This window comes from Microbacterium sp. SORGH_AS_0505, from assembly GCF_030818715.1.
Lineage (GTDB): Bacteria > Actinomycetota > Actinomycetes > Actinomycetales > Microbacteriaceae > Microbacterium.
In genome coordinates, this window is sequence record NZ_JAUTAT010000001.1 from 1,748,387 (window position 1) to 1,772,107 (window position 23,721).

Below are 23,721 nucleotides of genomic sequence, written 5' to 3' on the forward strand. Positions count from 1 at the left end.
TCAGATTCGCGCGTCAGCAGGACCGGACCCTCAGCATCTCGGACGTGTACGCCGCTCTTGAAGCGGGAATGCGCTCGTGCGGCTTCTGTCGAGGAGGAAACAAAAGTTGACGAAGCCGACATTCGTTCTGTTATGTTCATCCCGTCAGCGCTGACCCTCCTCGAAGGTGGACTCGAAAGCGAGAGGCGCGCTGGCCGCTTCACACCAGAGCTGCATCACATTCAAGGAGGAAGACATGCGCTCACGCATGACCGCCCGGACGCGCCTCGTCCTGACCGGCGTCGCCGCCGCCGCCGCGATCGGCCTGCTGGCGGGTTGTACGGGGACCGGCGCCGATGAGGACAGCGTCGTCGACCAGGGGACTTCGGCCGAGGAGAACGCCGAGACCGGAGACACGGTCACGATCGGATTCTCGGGCCCCGCCGCCGACCACGGATGGCTCGGCGCCATCAACTCCGGCGCAGCCGACGCCGCCGCCAGCTTCGACGACGTCGAGCTGAAGACCGCGGAGGGTACCAACGACCCCATCGCGCAGATCGCCGCCGTCGAAACGTTCGTCAACGACGGCGTCGACGCGATCGTCCTGCTGCCGACCGACGGCGCCGCGCTCACCGAGGCTGCCATCGCCGCGATGGAGGCGGGCATCCCCGTCATCAACGTCGACCGCGAGTTCTCGAGCCCGTTCGCCGCTCGCGCGACGATCTTGGGAGACAACTACGGCATGGGGGTCTCGGCGGGCACCTACATCTGCGGGCAGCTCGAAGGGCAGTCGGACGCCGTCGTCGCCGAGATCGCCGGGATCGACTCGCTCCCGCTCACTCAGGATCGCTCCCAGGGCTTCAAGGACGCGCTCGAGGACTGCGGGCTCGAGGTCTCCGCCCGTGTCGCCGCGGACTTCACGGTCGCCGGCGGCGAGTCGGCGGCATCCCAGCTGCTGTCGGCCAACCCGAAGATCGACGCGATCTGGAACCACGACGACGACCAGGGCATCGGCGTCATGGCCGCCATCGACTCGGCCGGCCGCGACGAGTTCTTCATGATGGGCGGAGCCGGCAGCAAGGCCGCGATGGAAGCCATCGAGGCTGACGACACCGTCCTGAAGGCGACCGTGATCTACCCGTCGACCCAGGCGGCCGACGGCGTCGCCCTCGCACGCCTGATCGCCCAGAACAAGACGCTCGGGGACATCATCACCCCCGGCATCCCGAACCGGATCGTCCTCGACGCGCCGGTCGTCACGAAGGACAACGTCGACCAGTACATCGACCTCTCGTTCGAGTGATCATCGACGGGGGCGCCCGGTGCGTGGGCGCCCCACCATCTCCGAGAGGACACCGACATGACGGACACGCTGCGGATCGCGATGATCGGCCACGGCTTCATGGGCGCCGCCCACTCGCAGGGCTGGAGGGTCGCGCCGAGGTTCTTCGACCTCCCTCTCGACCCCGTCATGCACGTCGTGACCGGGCGCGACGCGGCCTCGACCGCCGCTGCGGCGGCGAAGTGGGGGTGGTCCGAGTCGTCCACCGACTGGCGCACGACGATCGCCCGCGATGACGTGGACGTCGTCGACATCGTCACCCCCGGCGACACCCACGCCGAGATCGCGATCGCCGCGCTCGACGCCGGCAAGCACGTCCTCTGCGAGAAGCCGCTGGCCAACTCTGTGGCCGAGGCCGAGGCGATGACGGATGCCGCGGCCCGCGCCGAAGCGCGCGGCATCCGCGCCATGGTGGGCTTCACCTACCGCCGGGTGCCCGCTGCGACGTTCGCCCGCGACCTGGTCGCCGCCGGTCGGATCGGCGAGGTCCGTCAGGTGCGGGCGGAGTACCTGCAGGACTGGCTCATGGATCCGGAGGCACCGATGACCTGGCGCCTCGACCGCGCGAAGGCCGGCTCGGGGTCGCTCGGCGACATCGGTGCGCACGCGGTGGATCTCGCCGAGTACATCACGGGGCAGACTGTCGACAGCGTCTCGGGCATCGTCGAGACCCTCGTCGAGGAGCGTCCGCTCCTCGGGGAGGGCATCGGACTCTCGGGCACCAGGAGCACCGAGCGCGGGCGCGTCTCCGTCGACGACGTCGCGCTGTTCACGGGGGCGGCTGAGCTCCGGCGCCCTCGCCTCCTTCGAGGCGACGCGCTACCGCACGGGTCGCAAGAACGCGCTGCGCGTGGAGGTGTCGGGGACCCGCGGAGCCCTGTCCTTCGACCTCGAGCGGCTCAACGAACTGGACTTCTTCGACGCGACCGCGGCCGAGACCGAACTCGGATTCCGCCGCATCCTCGTCACGGAGCACGACCACCCCTACCTGTCGCCGTGGTGGCCCACCGGCCACATGCTCGGCTACGAGCACGGGTTCTCGCACCAGGTGGTCGACTTCACGACGGCCATCGCCGAGGGGACCGCGCCGCGGCCGTCCTTCGCCGACGGTCTGCACGTGCAGCGCGTCCTCGACGCGGTGGAGCGCAGTTCCGCCGACCAGAGCCGCTGGGTGCAGACGAACGATTGACCGCGGGACCCCCGCATCCGAGAAAGGATCCGCAATGGTGCGACCGATCACCCTGTTCACCGGCCAGTGGGCCGACCTGCCCTTCGAGGAGGTCGCGCGCCTCGCGGGGGAGTGGGGCTACGACGGACTCGAGATCGCGTGCTGGGGCGACCACCTCGACGTGTCCCGGTGGAACGACGCCGCGTACGTCCGCAGCCGGCGCGAGATCCTGGAGCGCAACGGGCTGCAGGTGCACGCGATCGCGAACCACCTGGGTGGGCAGGCGGTGTGCGACGACCCGATCGATCAGCGACACCGCGACATCCTCTCCGACCGAGTGTGGGGCGACGGCGACGCCGAGGGTGTGCGCCGGCGAGCGGCCGAGGGCATGAAGGACACGGCGCGGATGGCGGCGAAGCTCGGCGTGAAGATCGTCACCGGCTTCACGGGTTCCTCGATCTGGAAGTACCTCGCGATGTTCCCACCGGCATCCCAGGACATGGTCGACGCCGGGTACGAGGACTTCGCCGCCCGCTGGAATCCCATCCTCGACGTGTTCGACGAGGTCGGCGTGCGATTCGCGCACGAGGTCCACCCGTCCGAGATCGCGTACGACTACTGGACCACCCACCGCGCCCTCGAGGCCATCGGTCACCGCGAGGCCTTCGGTCTGAATTGGGATCCGAGCCACATGGTTTGGCAGGACCTCGATCCGGTGTCGTTCCTCTGGGACTTCCGCGACCGCGTCATCCACGTCCATTGCAAGGACACGAAGAAGCGCCTCGACAACGGTCGTAACGGGCTGCTCTCATCGCACCTCGCCTGGGCCGACCCGCGCCGCGGCTGGGACTTCATCTCCACCGGTCACGGCGACGTGCCGTGGGAGGACGCATTCCGCATGCTCAACGCCATCGGCTACACCGGGCCGCTCTCCGTCGAATGGGAGGACGCCGGCATGGACCGCCTCGTCGGGGCCCCCGAAGCGCTCGCTTTCGTCCGCCGCCTCTCGACGTACGAGCCGTCCGCCGCAGCCTTCGACGCCGCGTTCTCCGCGCGCTGACCCGCGCGCGTTCGCGAGGGCGTGCGCTCGCGCGTCACGCGCGTACGTGCCTGTCGCGATTTGGCGGGCGGGGAGGCGGCGCGTACAGTGGTGCACAAGCCAAAGACCGTCGGTCATCGCTGTGCGTCCGCGCACACGATCGAAGCTCTGCATCGCAGGGGCCCACGCAGGTGTACGACAGACTTCCGGGAAACCGGGCCCAAAGCTCCGTGCGCTTGCGCCGGAGCTTTTCTCATGCAGCCCGACCGTCGAGGTCGATGCCCCGCCACTGCGGGGCGTCTCGTACACATCAAGGAGTGACCATGGCGCAGAAGGATGCATCGGTCGCCGAGCTCACGAAGAACTTCGAGGACTCGAACGCCGTCTTGCTGACCGAGTACCGCGGTCTGACGGTTGCCCAGCTCAAGCAGCTGCGCAACAACATCCGTCAGGACGCGCAGTACGCCGTGGTGAAGAACACGCTGACCAAGATCGCCGCGAACAACGCGGGGATCACGGCGCTGGACGAGGACCTCAAGGGTCCCTCGGCCGTTGCTTTCGTGCACGGTGACTTCGTCGCCACTGCCAAGGCTCTGCGTGACTTCGCCAAGGCCAACCCGCTTCTGGTGATCAAGGGCGGCATCTTCGAGGGCAACGCCCTCACTGCCGACGAGGTCAACAAGTACGCCTCGCTCGAGAGCCGCGAGGTTCTGCTGGCGAAGGCTGCGGGCATGATGAAGGCGACGATGGGCAAGGCTGCCGCCACCATCGACGCGCTTCGCGAAAAGCTGGAGACCGCTGACGCCGCGTAAGCGACGAGCGAGCTCTTTTACACAAACCCCATCTATCTAGGAGATACATCATGGCGAAGCTTTCCACCGAGGAGCTGCTCGAGCAGTTCGCCGGCCTCACCCTCGTCGAGCTCAGCGAGTTCGTGAAGGCGTTCGAGGAGAAGTTCGACGTCACCGCTGCTGCCCCCGTCGCCGTTGCCGGTGCCGGCGGTGGCGCTGCTGCTGAAGAGGTTGAGGAGAAGGACTCCTTCGACGTCATCCTCGAGGCTGCCGGCGACAAGAAGATCCAGGTCATCAAGGTCGTCCGCGAGCTCACCTCGCTCGGCCTCGGCGAGGCCAAGGCCGTCGTCGACGGTGCTCCCAAGGCCGTGCTCGAGGGCGCGAACAAGGAAGCTGCCGACAAGGCCAAGGAGGCCCTCGAGGCCGCCGGCGCGACGGTCTCCGTCAAGTAAGGCGATTCCCTTCACCGGAAGGCTCCGGATGCCGCGGCATCCGGAGCCTTCCGGCGTTAACGGCGTCGGGGCGAGCCCTGCTCAGGCGCGCGAGAAGTCGCGGACGGCCGCGGGCGTCGACCCCGACGGCGCCGCGGTCGAGTTGCGCACCACGAGACGCGGACGGATGGCCACCGTGACCGGCTTGAGGGCGGGATCGTCGAGGTGGCGCATGAGCAGGTCTACCGCGGTCTCACCCTGCTCTCGAGGGATCTGCCGCAGTGTGGTGAGGGCGAACATCTCGGCGTTGACGTGATCGTCGATGCCGACGACGCTGAGATCCGAGGGGACGAGGATGCCGAGACGTCGGGCGGCGATGACGGCGCCGATCGCCACCTCGTCGCACGCTCCCACGACCGCCGTCGGCCGCTGCGACGAGTCGCTCAGGAGGTCGACCGCCGCTTCGTACCCGGCGGGCATCGACAATTCCGCAGGCGTCCTCGTGACGTACTCGCCGAGACCGGACTCGCGCATCACCCGTTCGTAGCCCTCGTACCGCGCCGACTCGACGTGCGGCCAGTGGGAGGCGGACGTGCCTCCAAGGAAGGCGATCCGGCGGTGTCCGAGATCGACGAGGTGCGATGTGGCCAGCGCCGCCGCGTGGCCGTCGTCGAGGGTGACGAGGCTCGTGCTCTCCTCGGTGCCGATAACGCTGACGACCGGGCGACCGAGCGACAGCAGAGCCTGGAGCTCGCTCACCGCCGGTTCGAGCCCGACCGCGATCAGACCGTCGAACCTCTTGCGAGCGAGGAAGTCGGTGAAGACGCGCTCGCGGCCGGCGCTGCCCGGCGTGGCGTCGTACAGGGTGAGATCGAAGCCCCGGTCGAGGAGGGCCGACTGGATGCCCTCGAGCACTTCGGCGAAGAACCATCGGTTGACGTGGGGGAGGATCACCCCGACGTTGCGGGTGCGGCCTGTGGCGAGGCTGACGGCGCTCGTGGAGGGCACGTAACCGAGGCGCATCGCGACGTCGAGGACACGCTGCCGGGTTGCGGCGGAGACCTGAGCGCTGCCGGTCAGCGCGCGGCTCGCCGTCGCCTTCGAGACGCCGGCTTCGCGCGCCACGTCGGCGATGGTGCTCATCGGTCCTCCTCGACCAGGTTCTCGACGCCACTGCGGAACGAGGACTCAGCGTAGCCGGTGGGATGCCGAAAAAGGAACCGGTTCCATGGTTTTGCAGTGGTACCGCTCCCATGCGAATCGTAGCGCACGGAACGACAGTTGCAGAACCTTGATATTTCGCTGTTGTGCGGAGGGCACCCGCCCCAGTAGGTTGTCCTGGAATCGGTTCCCCAAGGATGCGGCCAAGGCTCCTCTGGGTGGACGATGATCCCGAAAGAGGAGAAGTACATGGCATTGTCACAGCGATACCGTCTTCTTGCCCCCGTCGCCGTTCTCGGCGCGGCCGCCTTGATGCTGGCAGGGTGCGCGGAAGGTGGCAGCGGAGACGGCGGCGGAGACGCCAAGAAGACCGTCCGGATCTCCGGCGGCATCACGGGCGGCGAGGCAGACGCCCTGAACAAGTCGTTCGATCAGTTCACGAAGGACACCGGCATCACCGTCGAGTACGTCGGCGACAAGTCGTTCGAGGGCAACATCGTCACGAAGGTGACCGGTGGCGACGCCCCCGACATCGCGGTCGTCCCGCAGCCGGGTCTGCTGAAGACCCTCGTCGACACCGGCAAGGTGCTGAAGGCCCCCGAGGCGGTCGAGACGGCCGTCGACGCGAACTGGTCGCCCGACTGGAAGAAGTACGGCACCTTCGACGACACCTTCTACGCGGCACCGATGCTCGCGAACCTGAAGGGGTATGTCTGGTACTCGCCGAAGCAGTTCGCGGAGTGGGGCGTCGAGGTCCCGAAGACGTGGGACGACATGATCGCCCTCACCGACAAGATCGTCGAGACCACGGGCAAGCCCGCGTGGTGCGCCGGTTTCGCGTCCGAGGCGGCGTCCGGCTGGCCGGGCACCGACTGGGTCGAGGACCTCGTCCTGCGCCAGTCCGGCGCCGACGTCTACGACCAGTGGGTCGCCGGCGACGTGAAGTTCACCGACCCCGAGATCAAGAAGGCGTTCGACGCGGTCGGCGAGATCCTCCTCAACCCGGACTACGTCAACGCCGGCTACGGCGACGTGAAGAGCATCAACGCGACGGCGTTCGGCGACGTGGCGGCGGCCGTGGCGAGCGGCGACTGCGCCCTCACCCACCAGGCCTCGTTCCTGTCGGCGAACTTCCTCGACGTGAAGACCGCGGACGGCAACACCCCCGAGGTCGCTCCCGAGGGTGACGTCTACGCGTTCATCATGCCCGGCTACACCGAGGGTGAGCTCCAGATCGAGGGCGGCGGCGAGTTCGTCGCGGGCTTCTCGGACGACGAGTCGACGCAGAAGGTGCTGGAGTTCATGGCATCGCCCGAGTTCGCTGACGCTCGCGTCGAGCTCGGCGGCGTCATCTCGGCCAACAAGAAGGCCGACCCCAACCTCGCCTCGAGCGAGTTCCTGAAGGAAGCGATGACGACGCTGCAGGACGACTCCACGGTCCTCCGCTTCGACGCCTCCGACCTGATGCCCGCCACCGTGGGTCAGGGCTCCTTCTGGAAGGGCATGGTCGACTGGATCGACGGCAAGGACACCGACTCGGTGCTCTCCGACATCCAGGCCGGTTACGAGAACTGATCGTCGCCTGACGATCGGCTGAGCCGAGCGGGGTCGGGCTGCACAAGCCCGGCCCCGCTTCTCCCGTCCGCACCGCACGGGTACGCCGCCGTACCCAGAAGGGAACCCGCATGTCGCAGACGACCGTCGACAGGCCTGTCGACACCGAACCTGCCGTCACCACGCACGCTCAAGACCCGAAGGGGCGCTCGATCACGAAGATCGTCGTCGCCGCGGGCTTCGTCCTCATCGCGCTCGTCGCGTTCCTGCTCGCCTTCACCGCATCCAGCGAAGAGTCGTCGCGCATCACCATCGGCTTCTCGCTCAACAGCTTCTTCCTGTGGCTGGGCGCGCTGAACCCCCTCATCCAGATCCCCGTCATCCTCGTGGTGTTCGGGATCGTGGTGGGCATCATCCTCGTCCTCATCGAGTTCGCCCCCCGGCCCGGTCGCGGGTACTTCATCATGCGGCTCGTCGCCTGCCTGGTGATCCCGGTGCTCGCCTTCCTGCTGCTGCGTCCGTACGCCAACGCCGTCGTCTACGTCGTGGCCATCGCGCTGCTCGTCGGAGCGCTCCTGTTCTTCGCGGACTTCCGTTCCCGTCAGGGCGCCGGTTACCTGTTCCAGCTCGTCCTCTTCATGGCCCCCGCGAGCATCATGCTCATCCTCGGGCTCGTCTACCCGGCGATCGCCACGATCTTCAAGTCGTTCTTCAACAAGACCGGTGACGAGTTCGTCGGCCTGGAGAACTACATCTGGGTCTTCACGAACCCCACCGGCACGGCGTCGATCGTGAACACCCTGCTGTGGGCTCTCCTGGCGCCCACCATCTCGGTCGCCATCGGTCTGGCCTACGCCGTCTTCATCGATCGCGCACGCGGCGAGAAGCTCCTCAAGGTCCTGGTCTTCATGCCCGTCGCCATCTCGTTCGTCGGCGCGGGCATCATCTGGAAGTTCATGTACGACGCCCGCCAGGGCGACCAGATCGGTCTCCTCAACGCGATCGTGACCGCCTTCGGCGGCGATCCCGTGCAGTGGCTCGCCATCAAGCCGATCATCAACACGCTCATGCTGCTCGTGGTCTTCATCTGGACCCAGACCGGCTTCGCGATGGTCATCCTGTCGGCGGCGATCAAGGCGGTCCCGGTCGAGCAGATGGAAGCGGCGGAGCTCGACGGCACCAACGCGTGGCAGCGATTCCGCAACGTCACGGTGCCCGGCATCCGTTCGTCGCTGATCGTCGTGCTCACCACGGTGACCATCGCGTCGCTGAAGGTCTACGACATCGTCGCCGTCATGACCGGCGGCCGCGACGACACGACCGTCCTCGGATTCGAGATGGTCAACCAGCAGCAGCGGTTCCAGAGCTTCGGACACTCGTCCGCGCTGGCCGTCGTGCTGTTCCTGTTCGTCCTGCCGCTGATCATCTACAACGCCCGATCGATGGCCAAGCAGAAGGAAATCCGCTGATGACCGTCGCAGCCCCGACCACACCGGTCGACAACCGCACCGCGCGCCAGGTTGCGCGCGACACCCGCAAGAACGAAGCGATCGCCCACAAGAAGCTCACGTCGAAGGGCGCCACGATCGCGGCCGCCATCATCGCGATCTTCTGGACGATCCCGACGTTCGGTCTGTTCGTGACCTCGTTCCGCCCCGGCAGCGACACGCAGACCAGCGGATGGTGGACGGCGTTCACCGACCCGGAGTTCACGCTCGACAACTACCTGCAGGCGCTGAACTCGGGCGGGACGTCGACGACTCTCGCCTCCGCCTTCGTGAACTCGCTCGCGATCACGATCCCCGCGACCGTCTTCCCGATCGTCATGGCGGCCCTCGCGGCGTACGCGTTCGCGTGGATCGACTTCAAGGGACGCAGCGCACTGTTCGTGTTCGTCTTCGCCCTGCAGATCGTGCCGCTGCAGATGGCGCTCGTCCCGCTGCTCAGCCTGTTCTCGGACGGCCTGAGCATCAACGACGTGCCCATCTTCCCGGGCTTCGGACTGAACGAGGTCGACTACAGCTTCGCCCGCGTGTGGATCGCGCACGCGATCTTCGCGCTGCCGCTGGCGACGTTCATGCTGCACAACTTCATCGCCGAGATCCCCGGCGAGATCATCGAGGCCGCCCGCGTCGACGGCGCCGGACACGGTCAGGTGTTCTTCCGGATCATCCTGCCGCTGGCCGCTCCCGCGATCGCCTCGTTCGGCATCTTCCAGTTCCTCTGGGTCTGGAACGACCTGCTCGTCGCGACGATCTTCGCGTCGCCCGGCGCGCTGCCGATCACGCAGGCCCTCAACTCCTTGTCGGGGACCTGGGGCAACAAGTGGTTCCTGCAGTCGGCGGGAACGTTCATCTCGATCCTCATCCCGCTCATCGTGTTCTTCGCGCTGCAGCGGTTCTTCGTCCGCGGCCTGCTGGCCGGCGCGACGAAGGGCTGATCACCCGAACGGACGAAGAGGGGGATGCCGGTGGCCACCGGCATCCCCCTCTTCTGGTTCGTGCGTGTCAGCTGCAGCCGAGGCGCTGCTGCATCGAGGTCATCGCCTCGATCTCGAAGGTCTGACCCTTCTTCATGTTCTCGGCCACGACCTGAACGCGCTCGTCGGAGCCGAGCTCGAGAACGGCGTCGGCCATGGGGATCGCGCCCTCATGGTGGCGGATCATGAGCGTCAGGAACATGCAGTCCGCGTCGGTGCCGGTCGCGGCGCGCAGGTCGCTCAGCTCCTCGTCGGAGGCCATGCCCATCGCATCGCGGATCTCTTCGTCGGTCTGCGGCGCGCCGGACGCGCCGCCGTGCGAGTGGCCCGATGTTCCGGATGCCGCCATCCACGCCATCGGCTCATCGCCGTACGCCGGCAGGCCCCACTTCACGAGCCAGTCGAGCATTTCGCCGCGCTGGGACGACTGGCCCGTCGCGATGTCGTAGGACAGAGCGCGCAGCTCCGCGTCGTCGGTCTCGGCGTAGATCGTCATCGCCATGTCGACCGCCTGAGCGTGGTGGACCTGCATGTCGCGGGCGAACCCGGCGTCGGCGGACCCCTCAGCGGGCGTGGAGCCGGCGATCCCGAACGTCGAGAAGCGTCCGATAGCGAACGCGACCGCGGCGACGGCCAGGCCGACGAGCAGCACCACCCACCACGGCGGGAGGGTGCGCTCGGTGCCCGGCTCGTCGCCGACGGTCTCGGTCATCACTGCTTGCCGGGGGCGTCCAGCGCGCCGGTGCAGGCCGCACCCGGCTCGGGGCCGTTCGTGTTGCGCCAGTACGCCTTGATGAACTCGCCGATGCGCTCGTCGTCGGGGGAGTCGACCTTCAGCTGAGCGTTCCAGGCGCTGACGGCGATGGGGGTGTCCATGTCCTCGTAGGGGGAGAGGACGGTGTAATCGCGGGGGAGTTCCGCCTTGAGCGCGTCGATGCCGGCCGCGTCGACCTGCGCGGGGTCGTAGGTGATCCAGATGGCGCCGTGTTCCAGCGCGTGGACGGCGTTCTCGTTCGGGACGGGCTGCGTGTACACGCCGCAGTTGAGCCAGATGGCGTTGTGGTCGCCTCCGGCCGGCGGCGTCTGCTCGTAGTCGACGACACCCTCGACGTGGTTCGCGGTGTGTTCGAAGGTCTGCACGCCGCTGATGCCGGCACCGTCGCCGTCGCCGCGGGCGATCGAGACGGGGCGCGGGGTGAGGAAGTAGGAGGCTGCGACGAGCCCGATGACGACGATGGCCGCGGTCGTGCCGACGATCCACCACGTGGCCTTGGTGCGGCGGCGCTTGGCGAGCTGACGCTGATACTCGGCGAGCTTCTGCTGTTTCTGCTGCTCACGCTGCTGTTTGACGGTCAGGTTGAGCTGTGCCTGCGTCGCGGGGTTACCGCTCGTCCGCTTTCCGGCAGGATCGTTCGGGGTCATGGGGTGGCCTCGTCGGTCGGGGTGGGGAGGCGCGGGCGCGCCGGTTCGAGTTTATTCGCCTGCATCTGCTGGATCCCTGGTCGGGCTTCCTTCATAGCGTCTCGTGACGTGGGGGGACCGTGACGCCCGCGCGCAAGGGGCAGTTTCGCCGATGCGCCGTCGGACAGGATGAGCCCATGACGACAGTGCCCACACACGAACACGAGATCGGCATCGGCCTGCGCCTGGCGGTCATCGGCGCGATCCTCCTCGTGGTCGCCGTCGCGACGGGTATCGCCGTCGAATCCACCGACTCCGAGCTCATCGATCTCGATGCGTGGTGGAACACCTATGTGACGACGTTCCTGCCAGGCATCCGTCCCGTGTCGTTCCTCATGAACATCCTGGGCGCGGGGGTCGTCGGCACCTACGTCATCCCGCTCGTCGGCGCCGCGCTGCTCGCGCTCGCCCGTCGGCCGTGGGGTGCGGTGTTCTTCCTCGCGGCATCCATCGTCGGTGCTCTCCTCGTCCAGCTGCTCAAGGGCCTGTTCGGGCGGGTGCGACCGGAGGAGATGCTCGTCATCTCGGACCACGGGTCCTTCCCCTCGGGTCACACCGCCAACGCCGCCGTCATCGCGACCGTCGCGGTCATCCTCTTCCCGCGGGTGTGGGTGGCCGTGGTGGGGATCGCCTGGACCCTGCTCATGGCTTTCAGTCGCACGCAGGTGCACGCGCACTGGCTCACCGACACCCTGGGCGCGATGGTTCTCGGGGTCGCCACGACCCTGCTCGTCGCGGCGGCACTCACGATCCCCGTCGTCCGGGAACGCGAGCGGCGCCTCTCGCTAGGCTGACGGCATGAGCGCCGACGAAGCCGCTGCCGAACTCGCCCGTCTCGAAGCGGAGGCCGCTGCCGCCGCGGCGGAGCTGAAACTCGCCCGTGCGCAGGCCGCCCTCGCGGCCGCCCGCGCCCAGGCATCGAAGACGGACGCCTCGCCCACCGAGACAGCGGCCGCAGAGACGCCGCCCGGAGGGGCGCCGCCTGCAGAGACGCCGCCCGAAGGGGCGCCGCCTGCAGAGACGCCGCCCACCGAGATCACGGACGCCGAGCACGCCGCGGCGCCGGATGCCGCCGCGTCCCCGGTCGCGGCGGGTCCGCTCGACGACTCCGAGGTCGCGCGGATCGTCCAGGGCTACACCTTCGACGAGACGACCCTCGACCTCGGCGCCCTCGTCAACGGCGAACCCGTCCGGGAAGCGCAGATTCGCATCCCGCTCGCGATGACCAACCGGCACGGCCTCGTCGCGGGGGCGACCGGCACCGGCAAGACCCGCACGCTGCAGGGACTCGCCGAGCAGCTCGCGGCGAAGGGCGTGCCCGTCTTCGCCGCCGACATCAAGGGCGACCTCACGGGCGTCGCGACGCCGGGCGAGTCGAACCCCAAGCTCCTCGCCCGCACCGAGGCGATCGGGCAGGCGTGGGAACCGGCGGCATCCGTCACGGAGTACTTCGCCCTCGGCGGCATCGGCACCGGGGTTCCCGTGCGCGCGACCGTCACCGGGTTCGGTCCGCTGCTGCTCAGCCGCGTCCTGGGGCTCAACGAGACGCAGGAGTCGAGTCTCGGCCTCGTCTTCCACTACGCCGACGCCCACGGACTCCCGCTCGTCGACCTCTCGGACCTCCGGGCGGTGCTCTCGTACCTGACGAGCGATGAGGGCAAGCCCGAGCTGAAGGACCTCGGCGGCCTGTCGTCCGCGACAGCGGGCGTGATCCTGCGCGAGCTCATCACCTTCGCCGACGGCGGCGCGGACGTCTTCTTCGGTGAACCGGAATTCGATGTCCACGACTTCCTGCGGACGACACCCGACGGGCGGGGTGTCATCTCTCTCCTCGAGGTGCCGGGGATCGCCGACAAGCCCGAACTGTTCTCGACCTTCCTCATGTACCTGCTGGCAGAGCTCTTCGAGATCCTCCCCGAGGTGGGGGATGCCGACAAGCCCAAGCTGGTGTTCTTCTTCGACGAGGCGCACCTGCTCTTCCGCGACGCCTCGAAGGCGTTCACCGCCGCCATCGTGCAGACCGTGCGGCTCATCCGTTCGAAGGGCGTCGGCGTCTTCTTCGTGACGCAGACCCCCAAGGATGTGCCGGCGGACGTGCTCGGTCAGCTCGGCTCGCGCATCCAGCACGCGCTCCGTGCCTTCACGCCCGATGATGCGAAGGCCCTCCGCGCGACGGTGAGCACGTACCCGACCTCGGGATACGACCTCGAACGCGTCCTCCAGGAGCTCGGAACGGGCGAAGCGATCGTCACGGTCATGAACGAGAAGGGCGCCCCCACCCCGGTCGCGTGGACCCGGCTGCGTGCACCGCAGGGTCTGATGTCTCCGACGCCCGCGGCGGCCGTGCAGGCCGTCGTCGCCGCCTCGCCTCTCCTCGCGACCTACGGAACCCCCGTCGACCGGGAGTCCGCGCGAGAGATCCTCGGCGCCAAGATGGCCGCCGCGGATGCCGCGGCGGATGCGGCGAAGGCGGCGACCGAGAAGGCCAAGGCCGACGCGGAGTACGCGAAGCAGAAGGCCGCTGCGGACAAAGCGCAGCAGAAGGCGGAGCGCGACGCCCAGCGGGAGTACGAGCGGATCCTCCGGACGACGGGCGGGAGCACCCGCACGAGCCGCAAGCGAGAGCCTTCCCCCCTCGAGGAGATCCTCGGGTCGAAGACGACCCAGTCGATCATCGGCAGCGTCATCCGCGGGGTGTTCGGGAACGGGCGTCGCCGATGAGCGGGGGCGGCGGCATCCGTCCGTTCCGTCCCGGCGACGAGTCGGCGCTCGCGGAGATCTGTCTGCGGACCGCGGATGCCGGGGGCGACGCGACGGGCATCTTCGAGGACGACGCGATCTGGGGGCACATCTGGGCGCTGCCCTACGCTGAACGCCACCCCGATCTCGCCTTCGTGGTCGAGGACGAGAACGGTACGGCGGTGGGCTACGTCGTGGCCACCGCCGACACCGATGCATTCGAGGAGTGGTTCCGGACGCAGTGGTGGCCTCGGTTCGCGCATCGCTGGCCGAAGCCCGAGACCGAGGTGACGCGACAGGACGGCACGTTGCTCTACGCCTACGGGCGCGGCGAGAAGCCCGAGCGGTACGCGGCCGACTTCCCCGCCCATCTGCACATCGACCTGCTGCCGCAGGCGCAGGGCAGGGGTGCGGGCCGACGACTGATCGAGACGCTCTTCGCCGCGCTCACAGAGCGGGGCATCACAGGACTCCACCTCGTCGCCTCGGCCGAGAACACCGGAGCGATGGCGTTCTACACCCGACTGGGGTTCACGCCGCTGCCCTCATCGCCCGGCTCACGGGCGTACGGAGTCCACCTCTGATCGGTGGACGGGGATCGGCATCGTCGACGTGTCGATGAGCGGGTCCTCGTCCTGGCGTGCGACGACCTCGACCGCCTCTTCGTGTGTCTCGACCGTCGGTACCGACCCGAGCAGGGGGCGCTTCGCGGTCTCCTTCATCGACAGCAGTGCGATGCCCCCGAGGAGCGCGAAGAACATGATGTAGAACGCCGGCATGAACGTGTTCCCGGTCAGGTCGATGAGCGCCTGGCTGAACAGCGGCGTTGTGCCGCCGAACAGCGACACCGAGACGTTGTACGCGATCGCCATGGCACCGAAGCGGGAAGCCGTCGGGAACAGTGCCGGCAATGTCGAGGCTGACACGGCGACGTAGAAGGCCACGGGGATCGCGACCATGCCGAGGGCGACGAAGACAGCCCACTCCTGGCCGATCTGCATGATCGCGAAGGCCGGGATCATGAGGATGATCGTCGACCCGGCGGCGATCATGTACACCGGGCGGCGCCCGATTCGATCGCTCAACCGGCCGATGAACGGCAGACATGCCGACATGACGAGGAGAACGGGAACGGTGGCGACCGCGGCGCCGAGATTCGAGACACCGACCTCCTTCTCGAGGTACGTCGGCATGTAGCTCGTGAGCGCGTAACCGGCGGTGTTGGTCGCCGCCACGATCGCGATGCCGATGAGGACCTCGCGCCAGTGGTGACGGAGGATGCCGATGATGCCGTGACGCGCGAGAGGATCGTCGCGGTCGGGTTGCTCGTCGGTCCCGGCGGTGTTCTCGTAGGCGGGGGTCTCGGGGATCTTGAGGCGGAACCAGATCGCCACGATCCCGAGGGGGATCGCGACGAGGAACGGGATGCGCCAGCCGAAGTCGGTCATGGCGGTCTCGCCCCAGATCGACTGGGTGATGATCGTCGTGAGGGCGACGACGGACGCGCCGGCGGCGAAGCCGACGTACGAGCCGAGGTCCAGCCATGACGACCAGAAGCCGCGCCGCTTGTCGGGGGAGAACTCCGCCACGTAGGTGGTCGCTCCCGCATACTCCCCGCCCGTCGAGAAGCCCTGGATCATCTTCAGGACGTAGAGGGGGATGATGGCCCACAAGCCGATCTGCGCGCTGGTGGGGAGGACACCGATGAGCGCTGTGGCGAGTGCCATCATCGCCATCGTGAAGAACAGCACTTTCTGGCGCCCGATGCGGTCGCCGAGCGGACCGAGGACGAGCCCGCCGATGGGTCGGACCAGGAAGGAGATCGCGAACCCGAACAGAGTCGCCAGCAGACCCCAGGGCTCCGGAAGATCGGCCGTGAACACCGCGGTGATCGTCACAGCGAGGTAGCCGTAGATCCCGAAGTCGAACCACTCCATGAAGTTGCCGACGACCGTTCCGCCGATCGCGGTACGAACGCGCTTGGTATCCACGACGACAACGTCGTCCACCGCCAGCCGGGGAGGCGGCGCCGAGCGGGTCAGTGCTTCGGAGGACGGGGGTACCGAGGGGCGGGATGACCTGGCCATCTCTCCACGGTACGTATCGGATCGTCCCCGTGCATCCGGCTGCGTGTCTCTTGACAAACGCAGCCCGCTGAGCGGGGGCCGGCCCCTCACCAGACCGGTCTATCGTGGCGACATGAGCGAGCTCTCCGCCCCCACCGGCCGTGAACCGGCCCTCGTCGCGCAGCCCCGACCGGACGGGTCCGCGCCTCGTGCACTCGTCCTCGGTGCTACCGGATACCTCGGCGGGCGGCTCGTCCCGCGGCTGCTGTCGGCGGGATACCGCGTGCGGGTCCTCGTCCGCACGCCGGCGCGACTCGCGGCTTTCGTGTGGGGCGGTGATGTCGAGGTCGTCGAGGGCGCTGCCGAAGACGCGGATGCCGTGACCCGGGCGGTCGACGATGCCGACGTGCTGTACTACCTCGTCCATTCGATGGGTGGCGGCGACGACTTCGAGACGAAGGATCTGCGCGCGGCCGAGACCGTCGCCGATGCGGCGGCAGAGGCATCCGTTCGACGGATCGTGTACCTCGGGGGTCTGCACCCGGACGGCGTCGAGCTGAGCCCCCACCTGCGCTCGCGGGTCGAGGTGGGCGAGACGCTGCTACACAGCGGTGCGCCGACCCTCGTCCTGCAGGCCGGTGTCGTCATCGGGTCGGGTTCGGCCTCGTTCGAGATGGTCCGTCACCTGACCGACGTGCTGCCGTACATGCCGGCGCCGAAGTGGGTGCGCAACCGCATCCAGCCGATCGCCGTCCGCGACGTGCTGCACTATCTGCTCGCCGCGGCCCACGTGGATCCGGAGGTCAACCGGGCGGTCGACATCGGCGGTCCGGACGTGCTGCGCTACGGGCAGATGATGAACGGGTACGCCGTCGAGGCCGGGCTCCGCCAGCGGGCGATCGCGGCCCTGCCCGTGCTGACCCCCGGTCTCGCCTCGCACTGGGTGAACCTCGTGACGCCGGTGCCGCGCTCGATCGCCCGTCCGCTCATCGCATCGCTGCAGAACGAGTGCATCATGGACGACCACGACGTCGACGACCTGCTGCCGCGCCCCGAGGGCGGACTCACGCCGTATCGCGAGTCGGTGCGGCTGGCTCTTCGCAAGGTCGAAGCGGACGCCGTGGAGACCAGCTGGCAGGACGCGGAGGTCTCGTCGGTTCCCAGCGACCCGCTGCCGAGCGATCCCGAGTGGGCGGGCCGGCTCGTCTTCACGGACGAGCAGTCCGCGACGACGTCGGCCAGCCCCGAGCAGCTGTGGCGCGTCATCGTCGGGATCGGCGGGGAGAACGGCTGGTACTCGTCACCGTTCCTCTGGGCCGTTCGCGGCTGGATGGATCGCCTCGTGGGCGGTGTCGGCCTGCAGCGCGGCCGTCGCAGCCGCGGCAAGGTCGCTGCGGGGGACGCGATCGACTTCTGGCGGGTCGAAGCCGTCGAGGAGGGGCATCTGCTCAGGCTCCGCGCCGAGATGAAGGTGCCGGGACTCGCCTGGCTCGAGCTGCGGGCGACGCCCGACGGCTCGGGCTCGCGATACGACCAGCGGGCCGTTTTCTTCCCGACCGGGCTCGCCGGCCGGCTCTACTGGTTCGCCGTCCTCCCCTTCCACGGGTTCATCTTCGCGGGCATGGCGAACCGCATCGCCGCGGCGGCGGAGCGCGAGGCCCCGACAGGCTGAGGCTCAGGGGTTCGTCAGCCGTCCGCCGGCGACCCGCACCGTGCGGTCGACGAGGGATGCCGGGACCGCGGCGTGCGAGATGAGCACGACCGCGTGCGACCCGTCGACGGCTTCCAGCAGATCGGTGAGGAGCGCATCGGCCGCCTCAGGGTCCACCCCCGCGGTCGGCTCGTCCAGGATCAGGACGGGGAACCCGCGCAGAAGCGCCCGCGCGAGCGAGATGCGCTGGGCTTGACCGCCCGACACGAGGGCGCCGCGCTCGCCGACCCGGGCATCGAGTCCGCCACGCGCGCGGAGCCAGTCGCCGAGCCCGACTCGCCCCAGCGCGGCCTCGAGCTCCGCGTCGGTCGCGGTGTCGCGCGCGAAGAGGAGGTTCTGCCGGATGTCCTCGTCGAAGAGCATCGGATGCTGCTCGCACAGTCCCACGGTCAGGCGCAGGTCGTCGGGCGCGATCTCGTCCACCGGCCTTCCGCCGATCGAGTACTCGCCGCTGACGGCCAGGAATCTCACGAGGGCGTGGGCGAGCGTCGACTTGCCGGCGCCGCTCGCGCCGACGATGTGGAGGCGCTCGCCGGGGCGGACGTCGAGGTCGACGCCCGTGAGCGCGACCTCGGTCGCGCCCGGCCAGCGGACGTCGACGCCGCGCAGCCGGAGCCCGTCGCCCAGCGACGGGGCCTCGCCCGTCGACGTTCCCTGTGCCGGGATCTCGGCGGGCACCGTCGCCGGGACGACCTTCGCGACACGGGATGCCGCGGCCCGCACGCGCCGCCATGCGGATGCGGCGAGCGGAACGGCCGTGAACACCTCGAACACCGCCATCGGGACGAGAACCGCCACGCCGAGCGCCGGGCCGGAGAGGCCGCCGCCCCCCGCGGCGGGAGCGGCGACGAGGAGGGCGGCGACCGTCGCGCCGCCCGCGGCGAGCGAGACGAGCGCCGCCGTGCCCGCCTGGGCGCCCGCCCGGCGCAGGACGGCGCGGCGGAGGGCGGCATCCGCCTTCCGGACCGCGGCGCGCGAGGCGTCTTCCGCGCCGAAGGCGACGAGCACGTCGAGGCGGGAGAGGTGGTCGAGGACGACGTCGCGGAGCCGGGCGCGCAGAGGGGCGATCGACCGCTCGGCACGGGCGCCCGCCGCCCAGCCCCACGCCAGCGCCGCGAACGCGGCGCCGACGAGGCACCCCAGCAGCGTGAGGGCGGCCGGCCACCATACGAGGGCGACGAGGATGACCGATCCCGCCGCCACGGTGGCGGACGACACGAGCGGCAGGATCACGCGGAGAGGCAGATCCTGCAGGTCGTCGACGTCGTCGACGAGCGCGGCGGAGGCGTCACCGCGGGAGGACGAGGTGAGACCGGCGGGGGCGTGCGGGAGCAGCCGTCGCACGAGGCCGGTACGCGTTCGGGCGAGCTGTCGGAGGACGGCGTCGTGACTCGACAGGCGCTCGGTGTAGCGGAAGAAGGCCCGCGAGAGGGCGAAGGCGCGAACGCCCACGACCGCCAGCGTGACGTGCATGACGAGCGGCTGTTCCGAGGCGCGGACGATCAGCCACGCGCTCACCGCGAGGAGCGCCACGGCCGATGCTTCGGACAGGAACCCCGACGCGAGCGCCCGCCAGAACCGCCGCGGTGTCGGAATCGCGTCGCGCAGCACCTCGCTCGTGGTCGTCACGCGGCCACCTCCGCCGCGCTCAGGCGCACGACGCGGTCGGCGATGGCCCGGGCGCTCTCGCGGTGCGAGACCAGGAGGATCAGCGCCCCGGCATCCGCCACCTGACGCAGCGAGCGCCACAGATGGCTCTCGGCGGCGGCGTCGAGAGCGGCAGACGGCTCGTCGAGCGCGAGCACGGGAGCGTGGCCGCGCAGGTGGCGGGCGAGCGCTCGGGCGACGGCGACGCGCTGGGCCTGACCTCCTGACAGTCCCGCCCCCTCGACCCCGAGCATCCGGTCGGGATCGAGGTCGCCGAGACCCACGAGCCCGAGGGCCTCGCGAACCGTTTCGGCGGGCATGTCGTCGTCGCCGAGGCGGATGTTCTGCGCGATGGTGCCGGCGGCCAGACCCGCGCGCTGGCCCGCCCACCCGAGCCACGACGACGGTGCCAGGGAGGCGACCGGGGCGTCGTCGAACTCGATGCGACCCGTCGTGGGCGCGAACCCGAGGAGTGCCTGCACGAGACTCGATTTGCCGGCCCCACTCGGCCCCTCGATCAGCACGATCTCTCCCGAGCGCGCGTCCAGGGTCACGGGCGGCAGGTCGCGTACGCGCACGTCCAGCACTCGCAGCGTGTGATCCGGCCTGGTCGGCGCGGCTCCCGGCGCAGGAGCAGCGGATGCCGCGGCCGCCTCGTCGAGCACGGCGAAGACGTCCCGCGTCGCCGCGACACCCTCGCTCGAGGCGTGGAACTGCACGCCGACCTGCCGCAGGGGCAGGAAGGCGTCGGGCGCGAGGAGGAGGACGAACAGGCCCACGCTCAACGTCAGCGAGCCGTCGATCAGACGGAACCCGATGGCAACTGCGACGATCGCGACCGAGATCGAGGCGAGGAACTCCAGCGCGAAACCCGAGAGGAACGACACGCGCAGCACCGTCATCGTCTCGCGGCGGTAGTCGTCGGTGACCCGCTCGATCGCGTCGGCAGCGCGACGCTGACGGCCGAACACCGTGAGCGTCGACAGCCCCTGGACGGTGTCGGAGAACCGTGTCGCGAGCCGGGTGAGGGTGTCCCACTGCCGTCGCTGCACGGAGCGCGTCGCGAGGCCGATGAGGATCATGAAGATCGGGATGAGGGGGAGGGTGAGGAGCACCGTGAGCCCCGAGATCGCATCGGCGGACCACATCACCGCGACGATGATCGGCGTCGCGATCACGGTCTGCACGAGCTGCGGCAGGTACCGGCCGACGTACGGTTCGAGCGCGTCGAGTCCCCGACCCGCGACGAGCGCGAGGTGCGACGTGCTGCGCGTCGCGGTCCAACCCGGGCCCAGCCGGGCGACGCCGTCGAGCACCGCCTCCCTCAGTTGTGACTCGACCCGGGCGGACGCCCGGGCCGCGACCCGCTCGCGCAGGAGCGACAGGACGGACCGGGCGAGCACCACACCGGCCAGGGCGACGAGGGTCCCCGCGATATCGGCCCCGGCGATCGCATCCACGATCGCGCGGGTCGTGAAGAAGGCGAAGCCGATGATCGCCGCCGTCTGCAGGAGTGACAGCAGCGCGATGGCGACGAAGAACGAGCGGGATGCCGTCGCGTACCGCCACAGCCGCGGGTCGACCGGTGGCTGCCTCGGCGTGGCCTCATCTGGCATGGCGCGTTCCTCCCGCGTGCTCAGTGAGCGGCCGCGGCATCCGCTTTCTCGATCTGCACCCGCGTGATGCGCTTGCGGAACACCCAGTAGGTCCAGGCCTGGTAGGCGAGGATTCCGGGCAGGAAGATGACCGCCGCCCAGGTCATGACCGTCAGCGTGTAGTCGGTGCTCGACGCGTTCTCGATCGTCAGCGAGTTCGCCGGGTCGGTCGAGGAGGGCATGACGTAGGGGAAGAGGGCGAACCAGAGCATCAGGACCGCGGTGACGATGGTCGCCGCTCCCAGGGCGAAGGCCCACCCGTCGCGGTGGCGGACGTTCGCGACGGCCGAGGCGAGCAGAGCGAGCGCGGCGATGACGCCGCACGCGATGACCGCAGACACCAGGGGAGCGTCGCGCTCCATCGAGATGAGCGTCGTCCAGACGACGGTCGCCGCCGCGAAGACGATCGTCGGCAGGGCGGCACGGCGGGCGAGACGGTGGGCGTCTTCTTTCACCTGACCGTCGGCCTTCAGCCCGACGAAGTACACGCCGTGGAGGAAGAACAGGAGGAGCGTCGTGATCCCGACGCAGAGCGCGTACGGGTTCAGCAGATCGAGGAGGGTGCCGGTGACGTTCTTGTCGGCGTCGATCGGGACGCCCCGCACGATGTTGCCGAACGCGACGCCCCACAGGAGGGCGGGAACCACAGAACCGATCACGATCATCCGGTCGAAGCCGCGTTTCCAGGCGTGTCCGTCGCGCTGGTGGCGGTACTCGAACGAGACCCCGCGCAGGATGAGGGCGAGCAGGATGAGCAGCAGCGGCAGATAGAACCCGCTGAAGAGCGTGGCGTACCACTCCGGGAAGGCGGCGAACAGGCAGGCGCCGGCGACGATGACCCAGGTCTCGTTGAGGTCCCACACGGGACCGATCGTGTTGATGACCTGGCGGCGCGACACCTCGTCGCGACCGAGGAACGGCAGGCTCATCCCGACGCCGAAGTCGAAGCCGTCGAGCACGAAGTAGCCGACGAAGAACACCCCGACGATGAAGAACCAGAGGTAGGCGAGATCCATGGCGTGCTCCTAGTAGACCGTCGAGGGGGTCTGATCGACCGGCAGGTCCCGAGGGTCGGGGTCATCGGGACCGGGCAGGGGATCCGGGCCCTTCTGCGCGGCTTTCAGGATGAGGCGGAACTCGACGACGGCGAGCGTCGCGTAGATCGCGGTGAAGGCGATCAGGGAGATGAGCACGGTCCAGGCGGGGACGTTGGGTGAGACGCCGTCGGAGGTGTGCATGAGGCCGAAGACGATCCAGGGCTGCCGGCCCATCTCGGTGAAGATCCAGCCGACGAGGCTGCCGAACAGCGGGAGCGGTGCGGACCAGATGGCGACGCGCCACATCCACCCGGCGACGGGACGCGTCGCCTTCCTGCGGGTGACCCAGAGGCCGGCGACCGAGATGAGGGTGGCGATGCCGCCGAAGCCCATCATCCAGCGGAACGACCAGTAGGTGACCCAGATCTCGGGCATGTAGTCGATGCCGGCGCCGTACTGCGCGGTGTACTCGGACTGCAGGTTGTTGAGGCCCTCGACGCAGCCGTCGAGCGTGTGCGTGGAGAGGAACGAGAGCAGGTACGGGACGCGGAGCGACCAGACCTCGGCGGTGCCGTCCGGGGTGCCGATGGAGAAGATCGAGAAGGATGCGTCGGCGCCGCAGGCGGTGTTCCACAGCGCCTCGGCGGCGGCCATCTTCATGGGCTGGGTCTCGACCATGACGAGTCCCAGCTGGTCGCCGCTGACCGCGGTGCCGGCGAAGGAGATGATCATGAACCACATGCCGTAGCGGAGTGCAGGCCGCATCGTCTCGACGTGCTGGCCGCGGCGGAGGTGCCACGCGGCGACGGCGATGATGACGGCGGCGGCGAACATGAACGCCGAGAAGATCGTGTGCGGGAAGGCGGCGAGCGCCACCGGATTGGTGAGGAGCTCGAAGAAGTTCTTCAGTTCCGCCCGGCCGGTCTCGGGATTCAGCTGGTAGCCGATCGGGTTCTGCATGAACGCGTTGGCGGTGAGGATGAAGTAGGCCGACAGGATCGACCCGAACGCGGTGGCCCAGATGGTGAGCAGGTGGATGCGGCGGGGCAGCTTGTCCCACCCGAAGATCCACAGTCCGATGAAGGTCGCCTCGAAGAAGAAGGCCATGAGCCCTTCGAAGGCGAGCGGAGCGCCGAATACGTCGCCGACGAAGCGGGAGTAGTCCGACCAGTTCATGCCGAACTGGAACTCCTGCACGATGCCGGTGACCACGCCCATCGCGAAGTTGATGAGGAAGATCTTGCCGAACAGGCGGGTGAGGTGCAGCCACTTCACGTCGCCGGTGCGGTGCCAGATCGTCTGGAAGATCGCGACGGTGAGTGCCATGCCGAGCGTCAACGGCACGAACAGGTAGTGGTAGAGCGTCGTCAGTCCGAACTGCAGGCGAGCCAGGATGAGCGGGTCCAGAAAGTCCACGGGCTTGGTCCTTCCACGGGTATGGTCCGACCGTACGACGCACGG

Annotated in this window: 19 protein-coding genes and 1 pseudogene; 12 read left to right on the plus strand and 8 right to left on the minus strand. The window is 68.9% G+C overall.

Annotation, left to right across the window (positions count from 1 at the left end):
- Window positions 1–235: 235 nt before the first annotated feature.
- The 5 genes and pseudogenes from QE428_RS08595 to rplL all read left to right on the plus strand — a co-directional run bounded on the left by QE428_RS08595 (window position 236) and on the right by rplL (window position 4,771).
- Entirely contained in the window at window positions 236–1,282 is a 1,047-nt protein-coding gene (locus QE428_RS08595; protein WP_091351898.1) for a substrate-binding domain-containing protein, read from the plus strand.
- A gap of 81 nt (window positions 1,283–1,363) precedes the next feature.
- Window positions 1,364–2,510, plus strand: a pseudogene (locus QE428_RS08600) (Gfo/Idh/MocA family protein).
- A gap of 34 nt (window positions 2,511–2,544) precedes the next feature.
- Window positions 2,545–3,549 (plus strand): sugar phosphate isomerase/epimerase, encoded by a 1,005-nt coding sequence (locus QE428_RS08605; RefSeq protein WP_307468112.1) that lies wholly within the window; start codon window positions 2,545–2,547, stop codon window positions 3,547–3,549.
- A gap of 302 nt (window positions 3,550–3,851) precedes the next feature.
- Window positions 3,852–4,340 carry a 50S ribosomal protein L10 gene (gene rplJ / locus QE428_RS08610; protein WP_091351904.1) on the plus strand — a complete coding sequence of 163 codons (489 nt, stop codon included), beginning with the start codon at window positions 3,852–3,854 and terminating at the stop codon, window positions 4,338–4,340.
- 50 nt (window positions 4,341–4,390) lie between these two features.
- Window positions 4,391–4,771, plus strand: a complete 381-nt coding sequence (gene rplL, locus QE428_RS08615; RefSeq protein ID WP_018186979.1) for a 50S ribosomal protein L7/L12 — start codon at window positions 4,391–4,393, stop codon at window positions 4,769–4,771.
- 81 nt (window positions 4,772–4,852) lie between these two features.
- Here the strand turns inward: rplL and QE428_RS08620 are convergent, their stop codons facing one another.
- Entirely contained in the window at window positions 4,853–5,893 is a 1,041-nt protein-coding gene (locus QE428_RS08620) for a LacI family DNA-binding transcriptional regulator (RefSeq protein ID WP_307468118.1), read from the minus strand.
- 267 nt (window positions 5,894–6,160) lie between these two features.
- On the opposite strand from QE428_RS08620, the gene QE428_RS08625 reads away from it, so the two are divergent.
- The 3 genes from QE428_RS08625 to QE428_RS08635 all read left to right on the plus strand — a co-directional run bounded on the left by QE428_RS08625 (window position 6,161) and on the right by QE428_RS08635 (window position 9,905).
- The gene (locus QE428_RS08625; RefSeq protein ID WP_172824639.1) at window positions 6,161–7,486 is read left to right on the plus strand and encodes an ABC transporter substrate-binding protein; all 1,326 of its coding nucleotides are present in this window, start codon (window positions 6,161–6,163) and stop codon (window positions 7,484–7,486) included.
- Between the two features lie 110 nt (window positions 7,487–7,596).
- Entirely contained in the window at window positions 7,597–8,934 is a 1,338-nt protein-coding gene (locus QE428_RS08630) for a carbohydrate ABC transporter permease (protein ID WP_133398429.1), read from the plus strand.
- Entirely contained in the window at window positions 8,934–9,905 is a 972-nt protein-coding gene (locus QE428_RS08635) for a carbohydrate ABC transporter permease (protein WP_307468125.1), read from the plus strand. Before QE428_RS08630 ends, QE428_RS08635 begins: the two co-directional genes overlap by 1 nt.
- Window positions 9,906–9,972: 67 nt before the next feature.
- Here the strand turns inward: QE428_RS08635 and QE428_RS08640 are convergent, their stop codons facing one another.
- Complete coding sequence (locus tag QE428_RS08640) at window positions 9,973–10,659, minus strand: DUF305 domain-containing protein (protein WP_307468128.1); 687 nt, start codon at window positions 10,657–10,659, stop codon at window positions 9,973–9,975.
- Window positions 10,656–11,366, minus strand: a complete 711-nt coding sequence (locus QE428_RS08645; RefSeq protein WP_133398427.1) for a DUF3105 domain-containing protein — start codon at window positions 11,364–11,366, stop codon at window positions 10,656–10,658. The genes QE428_RS08640 and QE428_RS08645 overlap by 4 nt, the downstream gene beginning before the upstream one ends.
- A 176-nt stretch (window positions 11,367–11,542) precedes the next feature.
- Here QE428_RS08645 and QE428_RS08650 point away from each other — a divergent pair, with 176 nt between their 5' ends.
- From QE428_RS08650 to QE428_RS08660, 3 genes are read left to right on the plus strand one after another with little or no spacing between them, the layout of a single operon-like run.
- Window positions 11,543–12,199 carry a phosphatase PAP2 family protein gene (locus QE428_RS08650; protein ID WP_133398426.1) on the plus strand — a complete coding sequence of 219 codons (657 nt, stop codon included), beginning with the start codon at window positions 11,543–11,545 and terminating at the stop codon, window positions 12,197–12,199.
- A 4-nt stretch (window positions 12,200–12,203) separates the two neighbouring features.
- Window positions 12,204–14,126 carry a helicase HerA-like domain-containing protein gene (locus QE428_RS08655; protein WP_307468139.1) on the plus strand — a complete coding sequence of 641 codons (1,923 nt, stop codon included), beginning with the start codon at window positions 12,204–12,206 and terminating at the stop codon, window positions 14,124–14,126.
- Complete coding sequence (locus tag QE428_RS08660; RefSeq protein WP_307468140.1) at window positions 14,123–14,728, plus strand: GNAT family N-acetyltransferase; 606 nt, start codon at window positions 14,123–14,125, stop codon at window positions 14,726–14,728. The genes QE428_RS08655 and QE428_RS08660 overlap by 4 nt, the downstream gene beginning before the upstream one ends.
- On the opposite strand, the gene QE428_RS08665 is transcribed toward QE428_RS08660, so the two are convergent.
- Window positions 14,702–16,153: an MFS transporter gene (locus QE428_RS08665; RefSeq protein ID WP_373457718.1), complete on the minus strand. Its 1,452-nt coding sequence runs from the start codon at window positions 16,151–16,153 to the stop codon at window positions 14,702–14,704. The two genes, QE428_RS08660 and QE428_RS08665, sit on opposite strands and share 27 nt — an antisense overlap.
- Window positions 16,154–16,343: 190 nt before the next feature.
- Between QE428_RS08665 and QE428_RS08670 the strand changes: the two genes are divergently transcribed.
- Window positions 16,344–17,882, plus strand: a complete 1,539-nt coding sequence (locus QE428_RS08670; protein ID WP_307468148.1) for an SDR family oxidoreductase — start codon at window positions 16,344–16,346, stop codon at window positions 17,880–17,882.
- A 3-nt stretch (window positions 17,883–17,885) separates the two neighbouring features.
- Here the strand turns inward: QE428_RS08670 and cydC are convergent, their stop codons facing one another.
- From cydC to QE428_RS08690, 4 genes are read right to left on the minus strand one after another with little or no spacing between them, the layout of a single operon-like run.
- Entirely contained in the window at window positions 17,886–19,550 is a 1,665-nt protein-coding gene (cydC, locus tag QE428_RS08675; RefSeq protein WP_307468151.1) for a thiol reductant ABC exporter subunit CydC, read from the minus strand.
- The gene (gene cydD, locus QE428_RS08680) at window positions 19,547–21,184 is read right to left on the minus strand and encodes a thiol reductant ABC exporter subunit CydD (protein ID WP_307468154.1); all 1,638 of its coding nucleotides are present in this window, start codon (window positions 21,182–21,184) and stop codon (window positions 19,547–19,549) included. The genes cydC and cydD overlap by 4 nt, the downstream gene beginning before the upstream one ends.
- Window positions 21,185–21,204: 20 nt before the next feature.
- Window positions 21,205–22,239 (minus strand): cytochrome d ubiquinol oxidase subunit II, encoded by a 1,035-nt coding sequence (gene cydB / locus QE428_RS08685; protein ID WP_307468157.1) that lies wholly within the window; start codon window positions 22,237–22,239, stop codon window positions 21,205–21,207.
- 9 nt (window positions 22,240–22,248) lie between these two features.
- Window positions 22,249–23,676 (minus strand): cytochrome ubiquinol oxidase subunit I, encoded by a 1,428-nt coding sequence (locus QE428_RS08690; RefSeq protein WP_307468160.1) that lies wholly within the window; start codon window positions 23,674–23,676, stop codon window positions 22,249–22,251.
- Window positions 23,677–23,721 lie beyond the last annotated feature (45 nt).

Excerpts from the sequence above, each read along its gene's own strand:
- QE428_RS08655 (WP_307468139.1), top strand. The coding sequence starts at position 12,204 with ATGAGCGCCGACGAAGCCGCTGCCGAACTCGCCCGTCTCGAAGCGGAG.
- QE428_RS08605 (WP_307468112.1), top strand. The coding sequence starts at position 2,545 with ATGGTGCGACCGATCACCCTGTTCACCGGCCAGTGGGCCGACCTGCCC.
- QE428_RS08670 (WP_307468148.1), top strand. The coding sequence starts at position 16,344 with ATGAGCGAGCTCTCCGCCCCCACCGGCCGTGAACCGGCCCTCGTCGCG.
- QE428_RS08625 (WP_172824639.1), top strand. The coding sequence starts at position 6,161 with ATGGCATTGTCACAGCGATACCGTCTTCTTGCCCCCGTCGCCGTTCTC.
- QE428_RS08635 (WP_307468125.1), top strand. The coding sequence starts at position 8,934 with ATGACCGTCGCAGCCCCGACCACACCGGTCGACAACCGCACCGCGCGC.
- rplJ (WP_091351904.1), top strand. The coding sequence starts at position 3,852 with ATGGCGCAGAAGGATGCATCGGTCGCCGAGCTCACGAAGAACTTCGAG.
- QE428_RS08645 (WP_133398427.1), bottom strand. The coding sequence starts at position 11,366 with ATGACCCCGAACGATCCTGCCGGAAAGCGGACGAGCGGTAACCCCGCG.
- QE428_RS08650 (WP_133398426.1), top strand. The coding sequence starts at position 11,543 with ATGACGACAGTGCCCACACACGAACACGAGATCGGCATCGGCCTGCGC.
- cydD (WP_307468154.1), bottom strand. The coding sequence starts at position 21,184 with ATGCCAGATGAGGCCACGCCGAGGCAGCCACCGGTCGACCCGCGGCTG.
- QE428_RS08660 (WP_307468140.1), top strand. The coding sequence starts at position 14,123 with ATGAGCGGGGGCGGCGGCATCCGTCCGTTCCGTCCCGGCGACGAGTCG.
- QE428_RS08620 (WP_307468118.1), bottom strand. The coding sequence starts at position 5,893 with ATGAGCACCATCGCCGACGTGGCGCGCGAAGCCGGCGTCTCGAAGGCG.
- QE428_RS08595 (WP_091351898.1), top strand. The coding sequence starts at position 236 with ATGCGCTCACGCATGACCGCCCGGACGCGCCTCGTCCTGACCGGCGTC.
- QE428_RS08630 (WP_133398429.1), top strand. The coding sequence starts at position 7,597 with ATGTCGCAGACGACCGTCGACAGGCCTGTCGACACCGAACCTGCCGTC.
- rplL (WP_018186979.1), top strand. The coding sequence starts at position 4,391 with ATGGCGAAGCTTTCCACCGAGGAGCTGCTCGAGCAGTTCGCCGGCCTC.
- cydB (WP_307468157.1), bottom strand. The coding sequence starts at position 22,239 with ATGGATCTCGCCTACCTCTGGTTCTTCATCGTCGGGGTGTTCTTCGTC.